The sequence below is a fragment of the Corallococcus sp. AB032C genome (assembly GCF_003668935.1).
In the GTDB taxonomy this organism is placed as follows: Bacteria; Myxococcota; Myxococcia; order Myxococcales; family Myxococcaceae; genus Corallococcus; species Corallococcus exiguus.
In genome coordinates this window covers 29,534-52,724 of sequence record NZ_RAWP01000005.1, presented here as the reverse complement: position 1 = coordinate 52,724, position 23,191 = coordinate 29,534, and the positions used below count along the sequence as shown (strand labels likewise).

The 23,191-nt window shown below is 69.7% G+C and carries 1 protein-coding gene; it reads right to left on the bottom strand.

Going from position 1 to position 23,191, the window contains the following annotated elements; genetic code table 11:
• Nucleotides 1-95 precede the first annotated feature (95 nt).
• Nucleotides 96-23,111: a non-ribosomal peptide synthetase gene (locus D7X99_RS03190; protein WP_121776427.1), complete on the bottom strand. Its 23,016-nt coding sequence runs from the start codon at nt 23,109-23,111 to the stop codon at nt 96-98.
• Between the last annotated feature and the right edge of the window lie 80 nt (nt 23,112-23,191).

The following is a 23,191-nucleotide window of genomic DNA, read 5'->3' as shown; positions in this document are numbered from 1 at the left end:
CACCAACGAACCCGGCGGAGTGATCCGTGCGGAGCGCCAGGTTTCCTGGAGCTGAAGCCCCGCGCCTGAACAGGCTGGCGCGGGGCGGACGGACTTCAACTTCCCGTGGGTGCGCGCGACTCGCTGCCCGACTCACGGGCGAGGATCAGCCGCAGTCGCTCCACGATGGGCTCAAGGTGCGTGTCCTGCAGCAGCTCATGATGGCTGCCGGGGATGTCGTGCACCTCCAGTCCGCCGCGGACAAGAGGCTCCCAGCCGCGGTGACGTGGAAGCCCGGCCGCGGCCTCGCTGGCGCTCAGCAGCAGGGCGGTGCCGTCGTACGGACGGGGCACGTACTTCTCCTGCGCGAAGAGGTTGGCCTGGAAGACGCGGAAGAGGGCGCGCAGTTGGGCGGCCCCGGAGTGCGTGTCGAGGATGTTCGCCCGGACGCCTTCCTGGAGCAGGTGGTCCAGCATCGCGTCGTCGTCGCCTTGTGCCAGCGCTTCGGCCGAGACGGCGAGCTCCTGACCGAAAGCGGTGGCCGTGGTCTGGGCGAAGGCGATCCGCACACGGGCTTCGGAAGAGAAGTGGGGCTCTGTCTCGGAAGGCGACGTGATGCCGGGCACGTGGGCGTCGATGAGTGCGAGCAGATCCACGGCTTCACCCGCCTCGCGCAGGCGACGGGCCATCTCGTAGGCGATGACGCCGCCCAGGGACCAACCTCCCAACTGGTAGGGGCCCTGCGGCTGCACGGTGCGGATGGCTTCGATGTAGAGGGTGGCCATCTCCTCGATGGATTCGACGACGGGGCGTCCGTCGAGGCCGCGTGACTGGAGGCCGAAGACGGGCAGTGACGGCCCGAGCCTGCGCGCCAGCTCCGAGTAGGCCAGGACGTTGCCGCCACCGGGGTGGACGAGGAAGAGGGGCCGCTGTCCAGACTCTCCGCGCTCCAAAGGAACGAGGGGCGTCCAGGCCCGCGAGTCGTCGCGGAGCACCTGCGCGAGTTGCTCGACGGTGGGCTGTTGGAAGAGGACGGAGAGCGGAAGGTTGAGGCCGAGACGCTCACGGATGGACGCGAGCATGCGCACGGCGAGCAGGGAGTGGCCGCCCAACTCGAAGAAGCTGGAGCGGACGCCGACGGAGCGGACGCCGAGGACGTCCTCCCAGATGCGAGCGAGCTGCATTTCGAGCGCATCGCGGGGAGCGACGAAGTCCCGGGCCTCGATGGCGTGGGCATCGGGTTCGGGCAGGGCCTTGCGGTCGACCTTGCCGTTGGAGTTGAGGGGCAGGGCGTCCATCACCACGAAGGTGGCAGGCACCATGTACTCAGGGAGGCCCTGGCGCAGGTGGGCCTTCAGGGCTTCCACCTCCAGCGAGGTGTCCGCCTTGGGCGTGACGTAGGCGACGAGGCGCTTGTCGGCGGCCTCTCCCTTGGCGACGACGACGGCGTCCTTGAGTCCTGGAGCGCGACGGAGCGCGGCTTCGATTTCTCCCAGCTCGATGCGGAAGCCGCGCACCTTCACCTGGAAGTCGATGCGGCCCAGGTACTCCAGGCGCCCGTCGAGGCGGTAACGGACGCGGTCGCCCGTGCGGTACATGCGGCCGCCGGGAGGACCGTAGGGTTCCGGAACGAAGCGCTCCGCGGTGAGCTCCGGGCGCAGCAGGTAGCCGCGCGCCTGGCCTTCACCCGCGAGGTACAGCTCACCTGCGACACCCACGGGCACCGGTTGCAGGGAAGCGTCCAGCACGTAGGCACGCGTCGCGGGTAGCGGCCTGCCGATGAGAGGCACCTCGTCACGACCGACGAGGGAGGCGGTGGAGTAGGTGGTGTCCTCGGAAGGGCCGTAAAGGTTGAAGAGCTTCCCAACCGTGGGGACGGCGTAGACCTGCTTCGCCAGCGTCTCCGGCAGGGCTTCACCGGCGAGATTGATGACGCGCACGCTCGGAGGCACCGCGCCAAGACGCAGCAGCTGCGCCATGGCGGAGGGCACGGTGTTGACGAGGGTGACGTGGCCCGCAGTGGACAGTTCCGCCAGGTGCAGGGCGTTGCGTGCCACGACCACCGCACCGCCACTGCTCAACGGAGCGAAGAGTTCGAAGACGGAGAGGTCGAAGTTGAGGCTCGTCGCGGCGAGCGTTCCCTTCAACTCCTCCGGCGAGAAGGTCTCCAGGGCCCAGTGGAGGAAGGAGACGGCGTTGCCATGGGAGATGGCGACGCCCTTGGGACGGCCGGTGCTACCGGAGGTGTAGATGAGGTAGGCGAGGTGGCCCGGGTGGATGTCCACCACCGGAGCCGTCGTCGGCTGCTTCGCCAGCTCCACGTCCGAGTCGAGGCACACCGGCGTGGCGTTGTTTTCGGGCAGCGCCGATAGCAGATGGGAGTGCGCGACGAGGGCAGGGCCCTGGGCGTCCTCCAGCAGCCAACCCAAACGCTCACGCGGGTAGCTGGGGTCCAGCGGCACGTAGGCGCCACCGGCCTTGAGGATACCAAGGGTGCCAATGAGAAGATCCTCGGTGCGATCTACGCAGAGGCCGACGCGGACTTCGGGCCCGACACCCAGACCACGCAGGCGGTGCGCGAGTTGGTTCGCCTTCTTGTCCAGCTCCCGGTACGTCAGCTGCCGCTCGGGCGTGATGATGGCCAGCGCATCCGGCGTGCGACGCACCTGTGCCTCCACCATCGCGGGGATGCTGAGTTCGCGCGGCACCTGCGAGGCAGGCGGATTCCACTCGACGAGGAGCTGCTGGCGCTCGGGGGCGGTGAGCAGCGGCAGGTCCGCGAGTCGTGACTCAGGCTTCGTCGCGATGGCCTCCAGCAACACACCGAAGTGTCCGGCCATGCGCTGGATGGTCGCCGCGTCGAACAGGTCCGTTGCGTACTCCAGCGAACCGACCAGTTCCCCCTGGACCTCTTGCAGGGCGAGGGAGAGATCGAACTTGGCGAAGTGTGCTTCCAGCGGCAGGGCCTGGAAGGACAGGCCCGGCAGGCGCAGCGCCTCGGTGGGCGTGTTCTGCAGGACGAACATGGCCTGGAACAGCGGACTGCGGCTCAGGTCACGCGTGGGCTGCACGGCTTCGACGAGCTTCTCAAAGGGCAGGTGCTGGTGCTCGAAGGCCGCGAAGGTCGTGCCTCGAACCTGGGCCAACAGCTCGCGGAACGTCGCGCGCGGGCTCAAGTGGGCGCGCAGGACGAGCGTGTTGACGAAGAAGCCGATGAGGCCTTCGGTCTCCGCCTGGGTGCGGCCCGCGATGGGTGAACCCACGCTGATGTCTTCCTGCGCGGAGTAGCGCGACAGCAGCACCTGGAACGCAGCGAGCAGCACCATGAAGGGTGTGGCGCCCTCGCGTCCCGCGAGCGCCTTGATCGCACGGGCGACGTCCCCGGGGATGCGAACCTCCATCGTGGCGCCCCGGTGGGACTGCACGGGCGGTCGCGGACGGTCCGTGGGCAGCTCCAGCGCGGCGGGAGCTCCGGAGAGCTGCTGCTTCCAGTAGTGGATCTGCGCGTCCAGTGCCTCGCCCTGGAGCCAGTTCCGCTGCCAGGCCGCGAAGTCCGCGTACTGCACGGGCAGCGGCGTGAGGCCGGGCTCCTTGCCGTCATGGAACGCGGCGTACAGCGAGATGAGTTCGCGGACGAGCACGCCCATGGACCAGCCGTCGGAGACGATGTGATGCATCGTCACCAGCAACAGGTGCGAATCCTCGCGCAGCCGCACCAGCGCACTGCGCAGCAGGGGGCCCGTGGCGAGGCGGAAGGGACGTAGGGCCTCCGCGTCGGCCAGCTTCCGGGCCTCCTTCTCCCGCTCATCCTCGGGCAACGAAGAGAGGTCCATGAGCGGCAGCGTCCATGCCGCGGGAGCCTGGATCCGCTGCGTGGGCTGTCCCTGATGCTCGTGGAAGGTGGTGCGCAGAGCTTCGTGACGGGCGACGAGTGCCTCGAAGGCACGGCGCAGGGCTTCCACGTCCAGGTGGCCCGAAAGCTGGAGCGCGACCGGGAGATTGTAGGACGCATCCTCGGGCTGGAGCTGATCCAGCAACCACAGCCGCTGCTGCGCGAAGGACAGCGGCAGCGGGCCGTCGTGCGGGGTTCGGGTGAGCTTCGGCGCATGGGTGCTCGCGCTCCCGTGCAGCCGCGCGGCCAGGGCTTCCACCGTGGGGGACTCGAAGAGGGTGCGGAGGGGCAGCTCCACGCCCAGGTCCGCACGCACGCGCGAGACCACCTGCGTGGCCAGCAGCGAGTGCCCGCCCAGCTCGAAGAAGGAGTCTTTCACGCCCACCTGGGGCAGACGCAGGACTTCGGCCCAGATGGAGGCCAGCTTCGCTTCGGCTTCCGTGCGAGGCGCTTCGTAGGTGTTGCCGGACTGGGGCGCCTCCGGCTCCGGCAGTGCCTTGCGGTCCACCTTGCCGTTGGAGTTGAGGGGCAAGGCGTCCATCACCACGAAGGTGGTGGGCACCATGTACTCAGGGAGGCCCTGGCGCAGATGGGCCTTGAGGGCCTCCACTTCCAGGGAGGTCTCAGCCTTGGGCGTAACGTATGCGACGAGGCGCTTGTCGGCGGCCTCACCCTTCGCGACGACGACGGCGTCCTTGAGGCCCGGGGCGCGACGAAGAGCGGCTTCGATTTCGCCCAGCTCGATGCGGAAGCCACGCACCTTCACCTGGAAGTCGATGCGGCCCAGGTACTCCAGGCGCCCGTCGAGGCGGTAACGGACGCGGTCGCCCGTGCGGTACATGCGGCCGCCGGGAGGACCGAAGGGCTCGGGGACGAAGCGCTCGGCGGTGAGTTCCGGGCGCAGCAGGTAGCCGCGCGCCTGGCCTTCGCCCGCGAGGTACAGCTCGCCTGCGACACCGACGGGCACCGGTTGCAGCGAAGCGTCCAGCACGTAGGCTCGCGTCGCGGGTAGCGGGCGGCCGATGAGGGGCACTTCGTCACGGCCGACGAGGGAGGCGGTGGAGTAGGTGGTGTCCTCGGAAGGCCCGTAGAGGTTGAAGAGCTTCTGCACCGTCGGGACGGCGTACACCTGCTTCGCCAGCGTCTCCGGGAGGGCTTCACCGGCGAGGTTGATGACACGTACGGAAGGCGGCACCGCGCCCAGACGCAGCAGCTGCGCCATGGCGGAGGGAACGGTGTTGACGAGGGTGACGTGGGCAGCGGTGCTCAGTTCCGCCAGGTGCAGGGCGTTGCGAGCCACCACCACCGCACCACCACTGCTCAACGGAGCGAATAGCTCGAAGACGGAGAGGTCGAAGTTGAGACTCGTCGCGGCGAGGGTGCCCTTCAGCTCCTCCGGGGAGAAGGTCTCCAGGGCCCATTGGAGGAAGGAGACGGCGTTGCCATGGGAGATGGCGACACCCTTGGGGCGTCCGGTGCTGCCGGAGGTGTAGATGAGGTAGGCGAGATGGCCCGGGTGGATGTCCACTGAGGGTGCCGTCGTCGGTTGCTTCGCCAGCTCCGCATCCGAGTCGAGGCACACCGGCGTGGCGGATGTCTCGGGCAGCGCTGAGAGCAGATGGGAGTGCGCGACGAGGGCAGGGCCCTGGGCGTCCTCCAGCAGCCAGCCCAGGCGCTCACGCGGGTAGCTGGGGTCCAGCGGCACGTAGGCACCACCGGCCTTGAGAATGCCGAGGGCACCAATGACGAGGTCTTCGGTGCGCTCGACACAGAGGCCGACGCGGACTTCAGGCCCGACACCCAGGCCGCGCAGGCGGTGCGCGAGTTGATTGGCCTTCGCGTCCAGCTCCCGGTACGTCAGCTGCCGCTCGGGCGTGATGATGGCCAGGGCATCCGGAGTGCGATGCACCTGCGCCTCCACCATCGCGGGGATGCTGAGTTCGCGCGGTACCTGCGAGGCAGGCGGATTCCACTCGACGAGGAGTTGCTGGCGCTCAGCATCCGTGAGCAGAGGCAGGTCAACCAATCGGGTGTCCGGCTTCTTCGCGATGGCCTCCAGCAACACGCCGAAGTGTCCGGCCATGCGCTGGATGGTCTCGGCATCGAACAGGTCCGTTGCGAAGTCGAATGAACCGACGAATCCGTCCCGGCCTTCACGCAGACCCAAGGAGAGGTCGAACTTGGCGAAGTGTGCTTCCAGCGGCAGGGCCTGGAAGGACAAGCCCGGCAGACGCAGCGCCTCGGTGGGCGTGTTCTGCAGGACGAACATGGCCTGGAACAGAGGACTGCGGCTCAGGTCACGCGTGGGCTGCACGGCTTCGACGAGCTTCTCGAAGGGCAGGTGCTGGTGCTCGAAGGCCGCGAAGGTCGTGCCTCGCACCTGGGCTAGCAGCTCACGGAACGTCGCGCGCGGGTTCAGCTGGGCTCGCAGGACGAGCGTGTTGACGAAGAAGCCGATGAGTCCTTCGGTCTCCGCCTGGGTGCGGCCGGCGATGGGTGAACCCACGCTGACGTCGTCCTGACCTGCGTAGCGTGACAAGAGGACCTGGAACGCCGCCAGCAACGTCATGAACGGCGTGGCACCTTCCCTCTGTGCCAGGACCTTGAGCGCGTGAGAGACCTCCGAGGGGATGCGCACGTCCACCGTTGCGCCTCGGTGTGACTGCACGGGCGGCCGCGGGCGGTCCGTGGGGAGCTCCAATGCCGCGGGGGCTCCGGAGAGCTGCTGCTTCCAGAAGTGGAGCTGCGCGTCCAGCGCCTCGCCCTGGAGCCAGTTCCGCTGCCAGGCCGCGAAGTCCGCGTACTGCACGGGCAGCGGCGCAAGGCCGGGCCCCTTGCCGTCATGGAACGCGGAGTACAGCGAGATGAGTTCGCGGACGAGCACGCCCATGGACCAGCCGTCGGAAACGATGTGGTGCATCGTCACCAGCAACAGGTGTGAGTCCTCGGCCAGCCGTACCAACGTGCTGCGCAGCAGCGGTCCCCTGGCGAGGTCGAACGGCTTCCGTGCTTCCTCGTTGGCCAGCCTGCGCGCCTCGTCTTCCCGCAGCGTCTCAGGCCGGGTTGAGAGGTCCACGAGCGGCAGCGTCCAACCGCTGGGCGCGCGGACGGTCTGGATGGGCTGGTCCTGATGCTCGTGGAAGGTGGTGCGCAGTGCGTCGTGACGGGCGACGAGTGCCTCGAAGGCGCGGCGCAGGGCCTCGACGTCCAAGTGCCCCGAGAGCTGGAGCGCGGTGGGGATGTTGTACGAAGCGTCCCCGGGCTGGAGCTGATCCAACAGCCACAGTCGCTGCTGCGCGAAGGACAGCGGCAGCGGACCGTCATGCGAGACGCGGGTGAGCTTCGGAGCCTGGGAGGTGGCGCTCCCGTGCAGCCGCCCGGCGAGCGCCTCCACGGTGGGGGACTCGAAGAGCGCGCGCAGGGGCAACTCCACGCTGAACTCCGCGCGCACGCGAGAGACCACCTGGGTGGCCAGCAGCGAGTGCCCGCCCAGCTCGAAGAAGGAGTCCTTCACGCCCACCTGGGGCATGCGAAGGACTTCCGCCCAGATGGAGGCCAGCTTCGCTTCGAGTTCGGTGCGAGGCGCTTCGTAGGTGTTGCCGGACTGAGGTGCCTCCGGCTCCGGCAGTGCCTTGCGGTCCACCTTGCCGTTGGAGTTGAGGGGCAGGGCGTCCATCACCACGAAGGTGGAGGGCACCATGTACTCGGGGAGGCCCTGACGCAGATGGGCCTTGAGGGCCTCCACTTCCAGGGAGGTCTCAGCCTTGGGCGTGACGTAGGCGACGAGGCGCTTGTCGGCGGCCTCACCCTTCGCGACGACGACGGCGTCCTTGAGACCTGGAGTGCGACGGAGAGCGGCCTCGATTTCGCCCAGCTCAATGCGGAAGCCACGCACCTTCACCTGGAAGTCGATGCGGCCGAGGTACTCCAGGCGCCCGTCGAGGCGATAACGGACACGGTCGCCCGTGCGGTACATGCGGCCGCCGGGAGGACCAAAGGGCTCGGGGACGAAACGTTCCGCGGTGAGTTCCGGGCGCAGCAGGTAGCCACGCGCCTGTCCTTCACCGGCGAGGTACAGCTCACCTGCGACACCCACGGGCACCGGCTGCAATGAGGCGTCCAGCACGTAGGCGCGCGTCGCGGGCAGCGGCCGGCCGATGAGGGGCACTTCGTCACGGCCGACGAGAGAGGCGGTGGAGTAGGTGGTGTCCTCGGAAGGCCCGTAGAGGTTGAAGAGCTTCTGCACCGTCGGGACGGCGTAGACCTGCTTCGCCAGCGTCTCCGGGAGGGCTTCACCGGCGAGGTTGATGACACGCACGGAAGGCGGCACCGCGCCCAGACGCAGCAGTTGCGCCATGGCGGAGGGCACGGTGTTGACGAGGGTGACGTGGGACGCGGTGGGCAGCTCCGCCAGGTGGAGTGCGTTGCGTGCCACGACCACCGCACCACCACTGGAGAGCGGCGCGAAGAGTTCGAAGACGGAGAGGTCGAAGTTGAGGCTCGTCGCGGCGAGAGTGCCCTTCAACTCCTCCGGCGAGAAGGTCTCCAAGGCCCACTGGAGGAACGTCACTGCGTTGCCATGGGAGATGGCGACGCCCTTGGGACGGCCGGTGCTGCCGGAGGTGTAGATGAGGTAAGCGAGGTGTCCGGCGTGGATGTCCACCACCGGAGCCGTCGTCGGCTGTTTCGCCAGCTCCACGTCCGAGTCGAGGCACACCGGCGTGGCGGATGTCTCCGGCAGCGCCGAGAGCAGATGGGAATGCGCCACGAGGGCAGGACCCTGAGCGTCCTCCAGCAGCCAGCCCAGGCGCTCACGCGGGTAGCTGGGGTCCAGCGGCACGTAGGCGCCGCCAGCCTTGAGGATGCCGAGTGCTCCGATGACAAGGTCCTCGGTGCGCTCGACACAGAGGCCGACGCGGACTTCAGGCCCGACGCCAAGTCCGCGCAGTCGATGCGCGAGCTGGTTCGCCTTCGTGTCCAGCTCCCGGTACGTCAACTGCCGCTCGGGAGTGATGACGGCCAGCGCATCCGGCGTGCGACGCACCTGGGCCTCCACCATCGCGGGGATGCTGGACTCCGGTGGCACCTGCGAGGCAGGCGGATTCCACTCGACGAGGAGCTGCTGGCGCTCCGTGTCGGTGAGCAGGGGCAGGTCGCCAAGCCTCGTGTTCGGCTCTGATGCGATGGCCTCCAGCAGTACGCCGAAGTGTCCGGCCATGCGTTGGATGGTCGCCGCGTCGAACAGGTCCGTCGCGTACTCCAGCGTGCCCGTGATGCCCGTGGGGGCCTCCCTCAGTCCCAGGGAGAGATCGAACTTCGCGGAGCGGGTCTCCAGCGGCAGCGTCCGCATGGACAGCCCCGGCACGCGCAGCACCTCGCCCGGCATGTTCTGCAGGACGAACATGGCCTGGAACAACGGATTGCGGCTCAGGTCGCGCGTGGGCTGCACGGCCTCCACGAGCTTCTCGAAGGGCAGGTGCTGGTGCTCGAAGGCGGCGAGCGTGGTGTCGCGCACCTGGACCAGCAGCGCCCGGAACGTCTTGCGCGGATCCACGTGGGCGCGCAGGACGAGCGTGTTGACGAAGAAGCCGATGAGGCCCTCGGTCTCCGCCTGGGTGCGGCCCGCGATGGGGGAACCCACGCTGATGTCATCCTGCGCGGAGTAGCGCGACAGGAGCACCTGGTAGGCCGCCAGCAGCACCATGAAGGGCGTGGCGCCTTCCTGCTGGGCCAGGGCCTTGAGGGCCTCCACGAGAGGGGCGGGAATCCGCACCTCCACCGTGGCACCCCGGTGCGTCTGCACGGGCGGACGGGGACGGTCCGTGGGCAGCTCCAGCGCCGCCGGCGCACCCGCCAACCGCCGCTTCCAGTGAGCCAGCTGCGCGTCCAGGACCTCTCCCTGGAGCCAGTCGCGCTGCCACGTCGCGAAGTCCGCGTACTGCACCGGCAGCGGCGGGAGGGCCGGCGTGCTGCCCGTGCTGAAGGCCTCGTAGAAGGCGGCCATCTCGCGCACGAGGACGCCCATGGACCAGCCGTCGGAGATGACGTGGTGCATGGTCACCAGCAGCACGTGCTCCTCCGCTCCCAGGCGCACCAGCAGCCCGCGCAGCAGCGGTCCCGTGGCGAGCTGGAACGGACGGCGGGCCTCCTCGGCCACGATGCGCCAGGCTTCTTCCTCGCGCTGCTCCTGGGGCAGCGCGCTCAGGTCGACGACGGGCAGCTCCCACGCCGCGGAGGTGTGGACTCGCTGCGACGGCGCCTCGTGGGACGCGGCGAGCGTGGTGCGCAGGGACTCGTGGCGGGCGATGAGCGCCTCGAAGGCGCCTCGCAGTGCCGCCACGTCCACCCGGCCCGACAGCCGCAGCGCGGTGGGGACGTTGTATGACGAATCGCCCGGCTGGAGCTGATCCAACAGCCACAGGCGCTGCTGGGCGAAGGAGAGCGGCAGGGTCCCCTCGCGGGACACGGGCCTCAGCGGCGGAGCACGAAGCGCGGAGGACGGGGCCTCGTCGAGCTTCGGCGCGAGGGCTTCGACGGTGGGCGCTCCGAACAGGGCTCGCAGCGGCAGCTCCACGCCGAACGCGGCGCGCACGCGCGAGACGAGCTGGGTGGCCAGCAGCGAGTGGCCACCTAGGGCGAAGAAGTCGTCGTGGAGGCCCACGCGCTCCACGCGCAGCACCTCCGCGAAGAGGGCCGCGAGCTGCTCTTCGGTGGCGGTGCGCGGCGCGACGAAGGAGGCCGCGCGCGGTGCGTCCCCCGGTTCGGGCAGGGCCTCGCGGTCCACCTTGCCGTTGGCGTTGAGGGGCAGGGCCTCCAGGACCAGGAGCGAGGCAGGCACCATGTACTCCGGCAGCCGCTGCCGCAGGTGGGCCCGCAGCGCCTCCACGTCCAAGGTGTGGCCTTCGTGCGCAGTGAGATAGCCGATGAGGCGCTTGTCCGCGTCCGAGCCCCGGGCCATGACGACGGCCTCGTTGACGCCCGGGAAGGCGCGCAGGGCGGCTTCGATTTCACCCAGCTCGATGCGGAAGCCGCGCACCTTCACCTGGAAGTCGACGCGGCCCAGGAAGTCAAGCGTGCCGTCCTCCCGCCAGCGGGCCTTGTCGCCCGTGCGGTAGAGACGCTCTCCCGGAATGGAAGCGAAGGGATGGGGGACGAAGCGCTCCGCGGTCAGGTCGGGGCGGTGCAGGTAGCCCCAGGCGAGGCCCGGGCCACCGACGTACACCTCGCCCGCGACGCCCACGGGCACTGGATGGAGGTTCGCATCGAACACATAGGCGGTGGAGTTCGGGATGGGACGGCCAATGGAGACGGGACCCTCCACGCGCGTGTGGCGGTGCAACGGCAGCGTGGTGGAGAAGGTCGTGTTCTCCGTCGGGCCGTAGGCGTGCACCAGCGTCGCCCCTTCGGCGAGGCGGGGGAGATGAGCGCGCAGGCGCGACCAGGGCATCACGTCTCCGCCCGTGAGGACCTGGCGCACCTCCGCCAAGGCTTCGCCCTGGTGAAGGGCCATCTGCTCGAAGAGGGCGGTGGTGAGCCACAGCGACGTCACCCGGTGGCGGCGCAGTTGCTCAGCCAGTTCTTCCAGCGACAGGGCATGCGGCGGAGCCAGGACGAGCTTCGCGCCGTGCAGCAGCGCACCCCAGATTTCGAGCGTTGAGGCGTCGAAGGCCACCGGGGCAGCCTGGAGCCAGACTTCATCCGGCCCGAAGCGCATGAAGGTGCTGCCGAGCACCAGTCGGGTGATGCCCCGGTGCGGCACGCTGACGCCCTTGGGACGCCCCGTGGAGCCCGAGGTGAACATGACGTAGGCGAGGGACTCGCCCTCCACGGCGACGTCGGGCGCGTGCGTGGGCAGTGCGGCCAGGACGTCCTGCTGCGCGTCCAGCCAGACGCGGGTGCCGGAAGCGGGCAGCTTGGAGGCGAAGGGCTGATGGGTGAGGACGACGCCAACGTCCGCGTCCTCCAGCAGCATCGCGATGCGCTCCACCGGCGCATTGCGGTCCACGGGCACGAAGGCGGCGCCAGCCTTGAGGATGGCGAGGAGCGCCGTCACCAGCTCGAACGAGCGCTCGATGGCGAGGCCCACGCGCGCGCCGGGCACGATGCCGAGGCCGCGCAGATGCCAGGCCAGTTGGTTGGCGCGGGCTTCGAGCTGGGCGTACGTCAGCGTCGCCTCCCCCAGCACGAGGGCCACCGCGTCGGGCGTGCTGAGGACCTGCCGCGCGAAGTGGACGTGGACCGGGACGTCCAGGGGGCTGGCGACGGTGGTGTCGTTCCAGTCCACGAGGATGCGCTGTCGCTCCTCACGGGAGAGCAGCGACAGCCCGGCCACGGACTGCTCGGGCCTTGAGGCCACGGCCTCCAGCAGGGTGCGCAGGTGGCGGGCCATCCGCTCCATCGTGCTTCGTTCGAAGAGGGCGGTGCTGTACTCCAGCCAGCCCACGAAGCCCTGCGCCGAGTCCTGCAACGTCAGGGTGAGGTCGAACTTGGCGGAGCGTGCTTCGGCGGCCACCTGCTGGAAGGTGAGGCCCGGGATTCGCAGGTCCCCGGTGGGCGCGTTCTGCAGCGCGAACATCACCTGGAACAGCGGGCTGCGGCTCGCGTCCCGCACGGACTGCACGGCTTCGACGAGCTTCTCGAAGGGCAGGTGCTGATGCTCGAACGCCGCGAGCGTGGTTCCGCGCACCTGCGCGAGCAGCTCGCGGAAGGTCGCGCGTGGATTCACCTGGGCGCGCAGGACGAGCGTGTTGACGAAGAAGCCGATGAGGCCCTCGGTCTCCGCCTGGGTGCGGCCCGCGATGGGCGTGCCTACGCTGACGTCGTCCTGGCCTGCGTAGCGTGACAACAGGAGCTGGAAGCCCGCGAGCAGCACCATGAAGGGGGTGGCCCCCTCGCGCCGGGCCAGCGCCTTGAGGGCCTGGGTGGTTTCGGGCGGAAGCTGGACGGTGAGGGCCGCGCCCGCGTGGGACTGGATGGACGGACGCGGATGATCCGTCAGCAGCTCCAGCGCGGCGGGCGCGCCCGCGAGCTGCTGCTTCCAGTAGCGCAGCTGCGCGTCGAGCGTTTCGCCCTGGAGCCACTGACGCTGCCACGCCGCGAAGTCCGCGTACTGCACCGGCAGGGGGCTGAGGGCTGGCGCCGTGCCCTGGGTGAATGCCGCGTAGAACGTCACGAGCTCGCGCACGAGCACGCCCATGGACCAGCCGTCGGAGACGATGTGGTGCATCGTCACCAGCAGCAGGTGCTCGTCTTCGCCCAGCCGGACGAGCGCCGTGCGCAGGAGCGGTCCGTGTTCCAGGCGGAACGGCTGACGGGCATCCTCCGCGACCCGGCGCCGGGCCTCGGCTTCGCGCTGCGCTTCCGGCAGGCTGGACACGTCCATGAGCGGCAGGGCCCATGCTCCGGGGGCGTGGATGTGCTGGGTGGCCTGGCCCTGATGCTCCTGGAAGGTGGTGCGCAGGGAGTCGTGGCGGGCGACCAGCGCTTCGAAGGCGCGGCGCAGGGACTCCACGTCCACGCGGCCCGTCAGCCGCAGCGCCGTGGGGATGTTGTACGACGCATCGCCCGGGGTGAGCTGATCCAGGAACCAGAGCCGCTGCTGCGCGAACGAGAGCGGCACGGCACCTTCATGCGCGACGGGCCGCAGCGGCGGCAGGTAATGCCCGGAGCCATGGGCGCTGTCGAACTTCGCCGCGAGCGCCTCCACCGTGGGCGCTTCGAAGAACCCGCGGAGCGGCAACTCCACTCCGAACGCGGCGCGTACGCGCGAGACGAGCTGCGTGGCCAGCAGGGAGTGGCCCCCCAGCGCGAAGAAGTCATCCTGGATGCCCACCCGCTCCACGCGGAGGACTTCGGCGAAGAGGGCCGCGAGCTGCTCTTCGGTTGCATTGCGCGGCGCGACGAACCCGACAGAGCGCGACGTGTCTTCCGGTTCGGGCAGGGCCTTGCGGTCCACCTTGCCGTTGACGTTGAGGGGCAGGGCCTCCAGGACCACGAAGGCCGACGGGACCATGTACTCGGGCAGGTGCTGGCGCAGGTGGGCCTTGAGGTCTTCCACCTCCAGGGCGTGCCCTTCGTGCGCGGTGACGTAGCCGACGAGCCGCTTGTCCGTGTCGACACCTCTGACGACGACCACCGCTTCGTTGACGCCTGGCGCCGCGTGCAGGGCGGTCTCGATTTCGCCTGGCTCGATGCGGAAGCCACGCACCTTCACCTGGAAGTCGACGCGGCCCAGGAAGTCGAGCGTGCCGTCCTCCAGCCAGCGGGCCTTGTCGCCCGTGCGGTAGAGCCGCTCGCCGGGAGTGGAATCGAAGGGATGGGGGACGAAGCGCTCCGCGGTCAGGTCGGGGCGGTGCAGGTAGCCCCAGGCGAGGCCCGGGCCACCAACGTACACCTCGCCCGCGACGCCCACGGGCACCGGGTGCAGGTAGGCATCCAGGACGTAGGCGGTGGAGTTGGGAATGGGCCGCCCGATGGACACCGGACCTTCCACCACCGCCCCCCGACGCAACGGCAGCGTGGTGGAGAAGGTCGTGTTCTCCGTCGGGCCGTAGGCGTGCACCAGCGTCGCGCCTTCGGGGAGCCGCGCCAGGTGGTCGCGCAGACGCGCCCAGGGCATCAGCTCACCGCCGGTGAGCAGCTGACTCACGCCCGCGAGCGCTTCGCCCTGGTGAAGGGCCATCTGCTCGAAGAGGGCGGTGGTGAGCCACAGCACCGACACCCGGTGGCGGCGAAGCTGCGTGGCCAGTTCCTCCAGGGAGAGCGCATGGGGCGGAGCGAGCACGAGCTTCCCGCCATGCAGCAGCGCGCCCCACATCTCCAGCGTGGAGGCGTCGAAGGCAACGGGCGCGAACTGGAGCCAGACTTCATCCGGCCCGAAGCGCATGAAGGTGCTGCCGAGGACCAGGCGGGTGATGCCTCGGTGGGGCACGCAGACGCCCTTGGGACGCCCCGTGGAGCCCGAGGTGAACATGACGTAGGCGAGAGACTCTCCCTCCACGGAGATGTCGAGCGCATGCGTGGGACGTGCGGCGATGACGTCCTGCTGCCCGTCCAGCCAGACGCGAGTGCCGGAAGCGGGCAGCTTGGAGGCGAAGGGCTGATGGGTGAGGACGACGCCAACGTCCGCGTCCTCCAGCAGCATCGCGATGCGCTCCACCGGCGCATTGCGGTCCACGGGCACGAAGGCGGCGCCAGCCTTGAGGATGGCGAGGAGCGCCGTCACCAGCTCGAACGAGCGCTCGATGGCGAGGCCCACGCGCGCGCCGGGCACGATGCCGAGGCCGCGCAGATGCCAGGCCAGTTGGTTGGCGCGGGCTTCGAGCTGGGCGTACGTCAGCGTCGCCTCCCCCAGCACGAGGGCCACCGCGTCGGGCGTGCTGAGGGCCTGCCGCGCGAAGTGGACGTGGACCGGGACGTCCAGGGGGCTGGCGACGGTGGTGTCGTTCCAGTCCACGAGGATGCGCTGGCGTTCCTCGCGGGAGAGCAGCGACAGCCCGGCCACGGACTGCTCGGGCCTTGAGGCCACGGCCTCCAGCAGGGTGCGCAGGTGGCGGGCCATCCGCTCCACCGTGCCCTGCTTGAACAACGCGGTGCTGTACTCCAGCCACCCGACGAACCCCTGCGCCGAGTCCTGCAACGTCAGGGTGAGGTCGAACTTGGCGGAGCGCGATTCCGCGGCCACCTGCCGGAAGGTGAGGCCCGGGATGCGCAGGTCTTCCAGGGGCGCGTTCTGCAGCGCGAACATCACCTGGAACAGCGGGCTGCGACTCGCGTCGCGCACGGGCTGCACGGCTTCGACGAGCTTCTCGAAGGGCAGGTGCTGATGCTCGAACGCCGCGAGCGTGGTTCCGCGCACCTGCGCGAGCAGCTCGCGGAAGGTCGCGCGTGGATTCACCTGGGCGCGCAGGACGAGCGTGTTGACGAAGAAGCCGATGAGGCCCTCGGTCTCCGCCTGGGTGCGGCCCGCGATGGGCGTGCCCACGCTGACGTCGTCCTGGCCGGCGTAGCGCGCCAGGAGCAGCTGCCAGGCCGCGAGCAGCACCATGAAGGGGGTCGCCCCCTCTCGCCCGGCCAGCGCCTTGAGGGCTTCGGACGTCTCCCGTGGAATGCGGACTGCGAGGGACGTGCCCGCGTGTGACTGGATGGACGGGCGCGGATGATCCGTGGGCAGCGCCAGGGTGGCGGGAGCCCCCGCGAGCTGCTGCTTCCAGTAGGCGAGCTGGGTCTCCAGCGTTTCGCCCTGGAGCCACTGGCGCTGCCGCTCCGCGAAGTCCGCGTACTGCACGGGCAGCGGGGCGAGCGCGGGCGTCTGGCCGGCGCTGAACGCTTCATAGAAGGCGACCAGGTCGCGCACGAGCACGCCCATGGACCAGCCGTCGGAGATGATGTGGTGCATCGTCACGAGCAACAGGTGCTCTTCGGCCGCCAGCCGCACGAGCGCGGTGCGCAGCAGCGGGCCCGTTTCCAGATGGAACGGCTGGTGCGCCTCCTCCTCGAGCTTGCGCCAGGCTTCGGCTTCACGCTGCGCGTCGGGCAGCGCGGACAGGTCCATGAGCGGCAAGGTCCAGGTGGCCGGAGCGTGGACGTGCTGGGTGGCCTGTCCCTGGACTTCGTGCACGGTGGTGCGCAGGGCGTCGTGACGGGTGACGAGCGCTTCGAAGGCGCGGCGCAATGACTCCACGTCCACCGGGCCCGTCAGCCGCAGCGCCGTGGGGAGGTTGTACGACGCGTCTCCCGGCGTGAGCTGATCCAGGAACCAGAGGCGCTGCTGGGCAAAGGACAGCGGTCGCGGGCTGTCCGCCGAAGCCCGGATGAGTGGAGGCAGGTGGTGGCCGGGTGTCCGTGTCCGGAGGCCTTCGGCGAGCGCGGCCACCGTGGGGGCCTCGAAGAGGGCCCGGAGCGGTAACTCCACGCGGAAGGTGGCGCGCACGCGGGAGACGAACTGGGTGGCCAGCAGCGAGTGTCCGCCCAGGGCGAAGAAGTCGTCGTGGATGCCCACGCGCTCCACGCGCAGCACCTGCGCGAAGAGGGCCGCGAGCTGCTCTTCCGTGGGAGTGCGCGGCGCGACATAGGTGGACGCCTGCGCGGTGCCCTGGGGCGCGGGCAGGGACTTGCGGTCCACCTTGCCGTTGGCGTTGAGCGGCAGGGCCTCCAGCACCAGGAAGGTGGAGGGCCGCATGTGCTCCGGCAGGAGCTGCTTGAGCCAGTCCTTGAGGACGTCCGTCGTCGGCGCGGAGTCCGTGCCTTCCGTGGGCACCACGTAGGCGACGAGCCGCTTGTCGCCGGGGATGTCCTCGCGCGCCAGCACCACGGCGGCGTGCACCTGGGGATGCTTGAGGAGCGCGGCTTCGACTTCACCCAGCTCGATGCGGAAGCCACGCACCTTCACCTGGAAGTCGGCGCGGCCCAGGTAGTCGAGCATCCCGTCCGCGCGCCAGCGCGCCACGTCGCCCGTGCGGTAGAGGCGCGCGCCCGGGATGGCGGAGAAGGCGTCGGGGATGAAGCGCTCCGCCGTCAGGTCGGGGCGGTTGAGGTAGCCGCGCGCCACGCCTTCACCGCCGAGGAAGAGCTCACCCGCGACGCCCACGGGCACCGGGCGCAGGGACTTGTCCAACACGTACGCACGGACGTTGGGCAGGGGCCGGCCGATGGTGGGCGTGGGGGAGGCGTCGAAGGCGCAGGCGGTGGCGTCGACGGTGCATTCAGTGGGGCCGTAGACGTTGAAGGCGCGCAGACGCGTGTGCTGGGCCAGGCGGCTCCATGTGCCGGGATCCACCGCCTCGCCGCCCACCAGCGCGCGCTGGGGGAGGGTGTCTTTCTCCAACAGGCCCTCATCCACCAGCAGGCGCAGGTGCGCGGGAGAGCAGTCGAGGACGTCCAGCGCGTCGTGACCGATGCGCTTCACCAGCTCACCGGCGTCGGCGCGGGCCTCGTCGGGGACGATGCAGAGGGTGTGGCCGTCGAGCACCTGCACGAGCTGTTGGACGGAGGCGTCGAAGGACAGCGGGGCGTTGACGCTGACCCGCTCCGCCGCGCCCCGGCCCTGGTGCACGGTGGTGGCCAGTCCCTGCCGCAGGTTCATCACGGAGCGGTGCTGGATCATCACGCCCTTGGGGCGGCCGGTGCTGCCAGAGGTGTAGATGATGTACGCCAGGTGCTCGGAGGACACGGCCACGCCGGGCGCTTCGCGGGACTCGGCCGCGAGCTCCTCCGCATCCGGATCGAGGAGGACGACGTGGGCGGTGTGCTGGGGAAGCACGTCGCGCAGGCGCTGCTGGGTGAGCACCACGGGCGCGCCGGTATCCGTGAGGACGTGGGCGAGCCACTCGCCCGGGTAGCGGAAGTCGAGGGGCACATAGGCGCCGCCGGCTTTGTGGATGCCCAGGATGCCGACGAGGGCCTCCACGGAGCGCTCCACGCACAGCACCACGCGCACGTCGGGCCCGACGCCCAGCTTCACCAGCCGGTGCGCCAGTTGGTTGGAGCGCGCGTCCAGCTCCTGGAAGGTGAGCTGCTGGTCGCGGCAGACGACGGCCAGGGCTTCAGGCGTGCGAAGGGCCTGGGCCGTGAAGGCCTCGTGGAAGCAGGTGTCGCGAGGGAACTCCGCGTCCGTCCTGGTCCAGTCCACGAGGAGCTGCCGGCGCTCTGGAGCCGTGAGCAAGGGCAGGCCCGCGAGCGTCGAGTCCGGCTGCTCGGCGATGGCCTCCAGCAGGACGTCCAGGTGGCCCACCATGCGCTGGACGGTGGCGGCGTCGAAGAGGTCGCTGCTGTATTCCAGCACGCCCATGAAGCCCTGAGGCGAGTCCTGAAGCGTCAGGGACAGGTCGAACTTCGCGGAGTTCGATTCGAGCGGGAGCTGTTCGAACGACAGGCCCGGCACGCGAAGCGCATCCATGGGCGCGTTCTGCAGGGTGAACATCGCCTGGAAGAGCGCGCTGCGACTCAGGTCGCGCACGGGCTGGAGGACCTCCACCAGCTTCTCGAAGGGCAGGTGCTGGTGCTCATAGGCCGCGAGCGTCGTGCCGCGCACCTGCGCCAGCAGCTCCCGGAAGGTCGCGCGTGGATCCACGTGGGCGCGCAGCACCAGCGTGTTGACGAAGAAGCCGATGAGGCCTTCGGTCTCGGCCTGGGTGCGGCCGGCGATGGGAGAACCCACGCTGATGTCGTCCTGGCCGGAGTAGCGCGACAGGAGCACCTGGAAGGCGGAGAGCAGCAGCATGAAAGGCGTGGCGCCTTCTTGCCGGGCCAGGGTCTTGAGGGCCTCGGTCAGCGGCAAGGCGAGCCGCACGGGAACCGTCGCGCCCCGGTGCGACTGCACGGGCGGACGCGGACGGTCCGTGAGCAGCTCCAGCGTGGCGGGAGCCCCCGCGAGCTTCTCCTTCCAATAGGCGAGCTGGGTCTCCAGCGTTTCGCCCTGGAGCCATCCCTGCTGCCACACGGCGAAATCCGAGTACTGCACGGGCAGCAGTGCGAGCGTGGGCGCCTGCTCCGCGTGGAGCGCCGCGTACAGGGCGGTGAGCTCGCGGACGAGGACGCCCATGGACCAGCCGTCCGAGACGATGTGGTGCATCGTCACCAGCAGCAGGTGCTCCGCGTCGCCCAGGCGCACCAGGGAGGTGCGAAGGAGCGGACCCGCTTCCAGGTCGAAGGGACGGTGGGCGTCGAGGTTCGCGAGGCGACGCGCTTCTTCCTGCCGTTGAGGCTCGGGCAGCGAGGACACATCGAGCAGGGAGAGCGTCCACGTCGAAGGCGCGTGGATGCACTGCGCGGGCTGGCCCTGGTGCTCGACAAAGGTGGTGCGCAGCGTTTCATGCCGGGCGACGAGGGTCTCGAAGGCGCGGCGAAGGGACTCGACGTCCACGTGGCCCTTCAGCCGGAGGGCGGCGGGGATGTTGTATGCGGCGTTGCCAGGCTGGAGCTGATCCAACAGCCACAGGCGCTGCTGGGCGAAGGACAGCGGGGGCGGGCCTTCGTGCGCGATGCGGGTGAGGGGCGGCAGTCGCGTGCCGGTCGCCGTGAGCTGGAGGCGCTGCGCGAGGGCCTCGATGGTGGGGGCTTCGAAGAGGGCGCGGAGGGGAAGTTCCACGTCGAGCGCCGCGCGCACGCGGGCCACCAACTGCGTGGCGAGCAGGGAGTGGCCACCCAGCTCGAAGAAATTGTCCGTGCGGCCCACGGTGGGCACACGAAGCACCTCGCTCCAGAGGGCCGCGAGCTTCTCCTCCAGCGGCGTCGCTGGGGCCTCGTAGGCGTGCGAAGCCCGAAGCGCGCTCACGTCCGGAGCAGGGAGTGCCTTGCGGTCCACCTTGCCGTTGGAAGTCAGCGGCAGCACGTCCAGAGGGACGAAGGCGGCGGGCACCATGTATTCGGGCAGGTGCTGCTTGAGGTGCGCGCGGAGGGCCGTGACATCAAGGGCGTCGCCGACGACATAGGCCACCAACCGCTTGTCACCCGGAGAGTCCTCACGGGCGAGCACGACGGCGTCCTTCACGGCAGGGGCTGCGCGCAGGGCGTTCTCGACTTCACCCAACTCGATGCGGAAGCCGCGCACCTTCACCTGCGCGTCGATGCGGCCGACGAAATCCAGTTGGCCGTCAGCACGCCAGCGCACCACGTCGCCCGTGCGGTAGAGACGGGCGCCTGGAGTGGAGGAGAACGCGTCCGGAATGAAGCGCTCGGCGGTGAGGCCCGAGCGTCCCGCATAGCCTCGCGCCACGCCGACGCCACCGATGTGCAACTCACCGCGCACGCCCACAGGCACCGGCTGGCCGTGCGGGTCCAACACATAGACGTGCACGTTCGCCAGCGGCTTGCCGATGGACGGCACTTCTCCATCCGCAACCACCTCACCGAAGGTGGCGATGACGGTGGCTTCGGTGGGGCCGTAGGTGTTGAGCAAGCGCCGTCCCGGGGCCCAACGCGCGACGACATCCGCGGGCAGGGCTTCGCCGCCGGAGATGACGGTGCGTACCTTGGGCAGCCCCTCGGACGACGTGGCCGCCAGGGCCGCGGGGGTGAGGCTGACGACGCTTAACTCCTGCTCACGCAGCAGCATGGGCAGCGGCGCGCCCGGCATCAGCTTCTCCAGCGGGGCGAGCACCAGCGTGGCGCCGTTGCAGAGCGTGGTGAAAATCTCCTCCACGGAGAGGTCGAAGCTGAGGCTGGCGAACTGCAACACGCGGCTGCCGGGGCCAATGCCGTAGGCCACCGCCTCGTGGGTGACGAGGTTGGCGACGCTGCGGTGCTCCACCGCTGTGCCCTTGGGCGTACCGGTGCTGCCCGAGGTGTAGAGGAGGTACGCCATGTTCGCGGGCGTCACTCCCGTTACGGGCGCATCCGTCGGTTCAGTGGCGAGAGCGCCGCGCTCGGTGTCCAAGCAGAGCGCGCGGGCGTGCAACGCCTCCGGGAAGCGGTCCACGAGCGGCTGCTGAGTGACGAGCACCTGGGCCGCGCTGTCCTCCAGCATGAAGGCCAGACGCTCACGAGGTAGGCGCGGATCCACCGGCACCCAGGCACCGCCGGCCTTCAGGATGCCCAGCAGACCGATGACGACATCGAGGGAGCGCTCGACACTGAGCGCGACGCGGACCTCGGGGCCCACGCCACGACGGCGAAGGGCATGGGCGAGCTGATTGGCACGCGCATCCAGCTGCGCGTACGTCAGTTGCGTCCCCTCGAACACAGCGGCCACCGCGTTCGGAGCGAGGCGCACCTGCTCCTCGAAGAGCGAGTGCATGCACGCTTCGGGGAAGGGTGCCCGCGTCGCATTCCACTCCACCAGCATCTGCTGGCGCTCTGCTCCCGCGAGCAGTTGCAGCGACGACACGCGGTGATCCGGATGCGCGACGGCCTCCTGAAGGAGCACGCGCAGGTGCTCGGCCATGCGTGCGGCGGTGGAGGCGGTGAAGATGTCGGTGGTGTACTCGAGGTAGCCCTTGAGCCCGGCGTCGGTCTCCAGCACCTGGAGGGTGAGGTCGAACTTGGCGGAGAAGGTGTCGAGCTCCAGTGCCTCCAGCTTGACGCCCTCGACGGAGGCGGAGCCGCGGAAGGAGGCCTGGTAGGTGAGCATCACCTGGAAGAAGGGAGTACGGCCCGGGATGCGCTCGGGCTTCAACTCCTCCACGAGGCGCTCGATGGGCAACTCCTGGTGCTCCTGCGCACCGAGCACCGTCTCTCGCACCTGACGCAGCAGTGTGCGGAAGGAGGCCGTGTCCGTCACCCGCGTGCGAAGCACCTGGGCGTTGACGAAGAGGCCGATGAGGCTCTCCACCTCGCCGCGCGTGCGGCCGGCCATGGGAGAGCCGACGGTGACGTCCTCCTGGCCAGAGTAGCGGGCCATCAGCATCTGCCAGCCCGTCAGAAGCGCCATGTAGAGGGAGGCACCTTCCTGCTGGGCCAGGGCCTTGAGCGCGTCCGTCAACTCGCGCGGCAGCAGCACGTCATGCCGGGCGCCTCGGCCGTCGCGGGTGGCGGGGCGGGGGAAGTCGGTGGGCAACTCCAGCGCGGAGGGCACTCCGGCCAACTGCCGCTTCCAGAAATCGAGCTGCTTCTCCAGCCGAGGCCCCTGCATCCACTCGCGCTGCCAGACGCCGAAGTCGGCGTACTGGATGCCCAGCGGCGGGAGGGGCGCTGCCTGTCCTCGCGCGAGCGCGCCGTAGAGCAGCGCCACTTCGCGCACCAGCAGCGTCATGGACCAGCCGTCGGAGACGATGTGGTGGACCACCACGACGAGCAGGTGCTCTCCCGGTGCCGACGTCAGCAGCAACGCACGCAGCAGCGGGCCCTTCGCGAGGTCGAAGGGCTGGGCCGCGGCTTCACGCGCCATGCGCCATGCTTCTTCCGGCGGTGAGCCCGTGAGGTCCTTGTGCTCCAGGGTGAGCATCGGCTCCGGGGACACCACCTGCACGGGGCCGGAGACGTCCTCACGGAAGGTGGTGCGCAGCACCTCATGACGGCGCACGACTTCTCGCAGCGCGCGCTCCAGCACGGCCACGTCGAGCGCACCCTCCAGACGCACCGCCATGGGCACGTTGAAGAGGGAGGTGCCGGGTTGCAGCTGATCAATGAACCAGAGGCGCTGCTGCGCGAAGGACAGCGGCAGCGGGCGCGTGCGGTCCTGCACCGGGATGAGGCCCTGCGCGGAGTTACCCGCGATGGCCTTCTGCGCGGCCACCTTCTTGAGCAACTCGGCGCGCTTTTCCGGTGAGAGGTTGGCGATCCGCTTCGACAGCTCGTGGCTCATCTCGTGTACTCCGCACTGGGGGCCGCCACTGCGTACGAGCACCACTGGAGGCCGAGGCGCTCGCGGAACTCGGGCGTGTT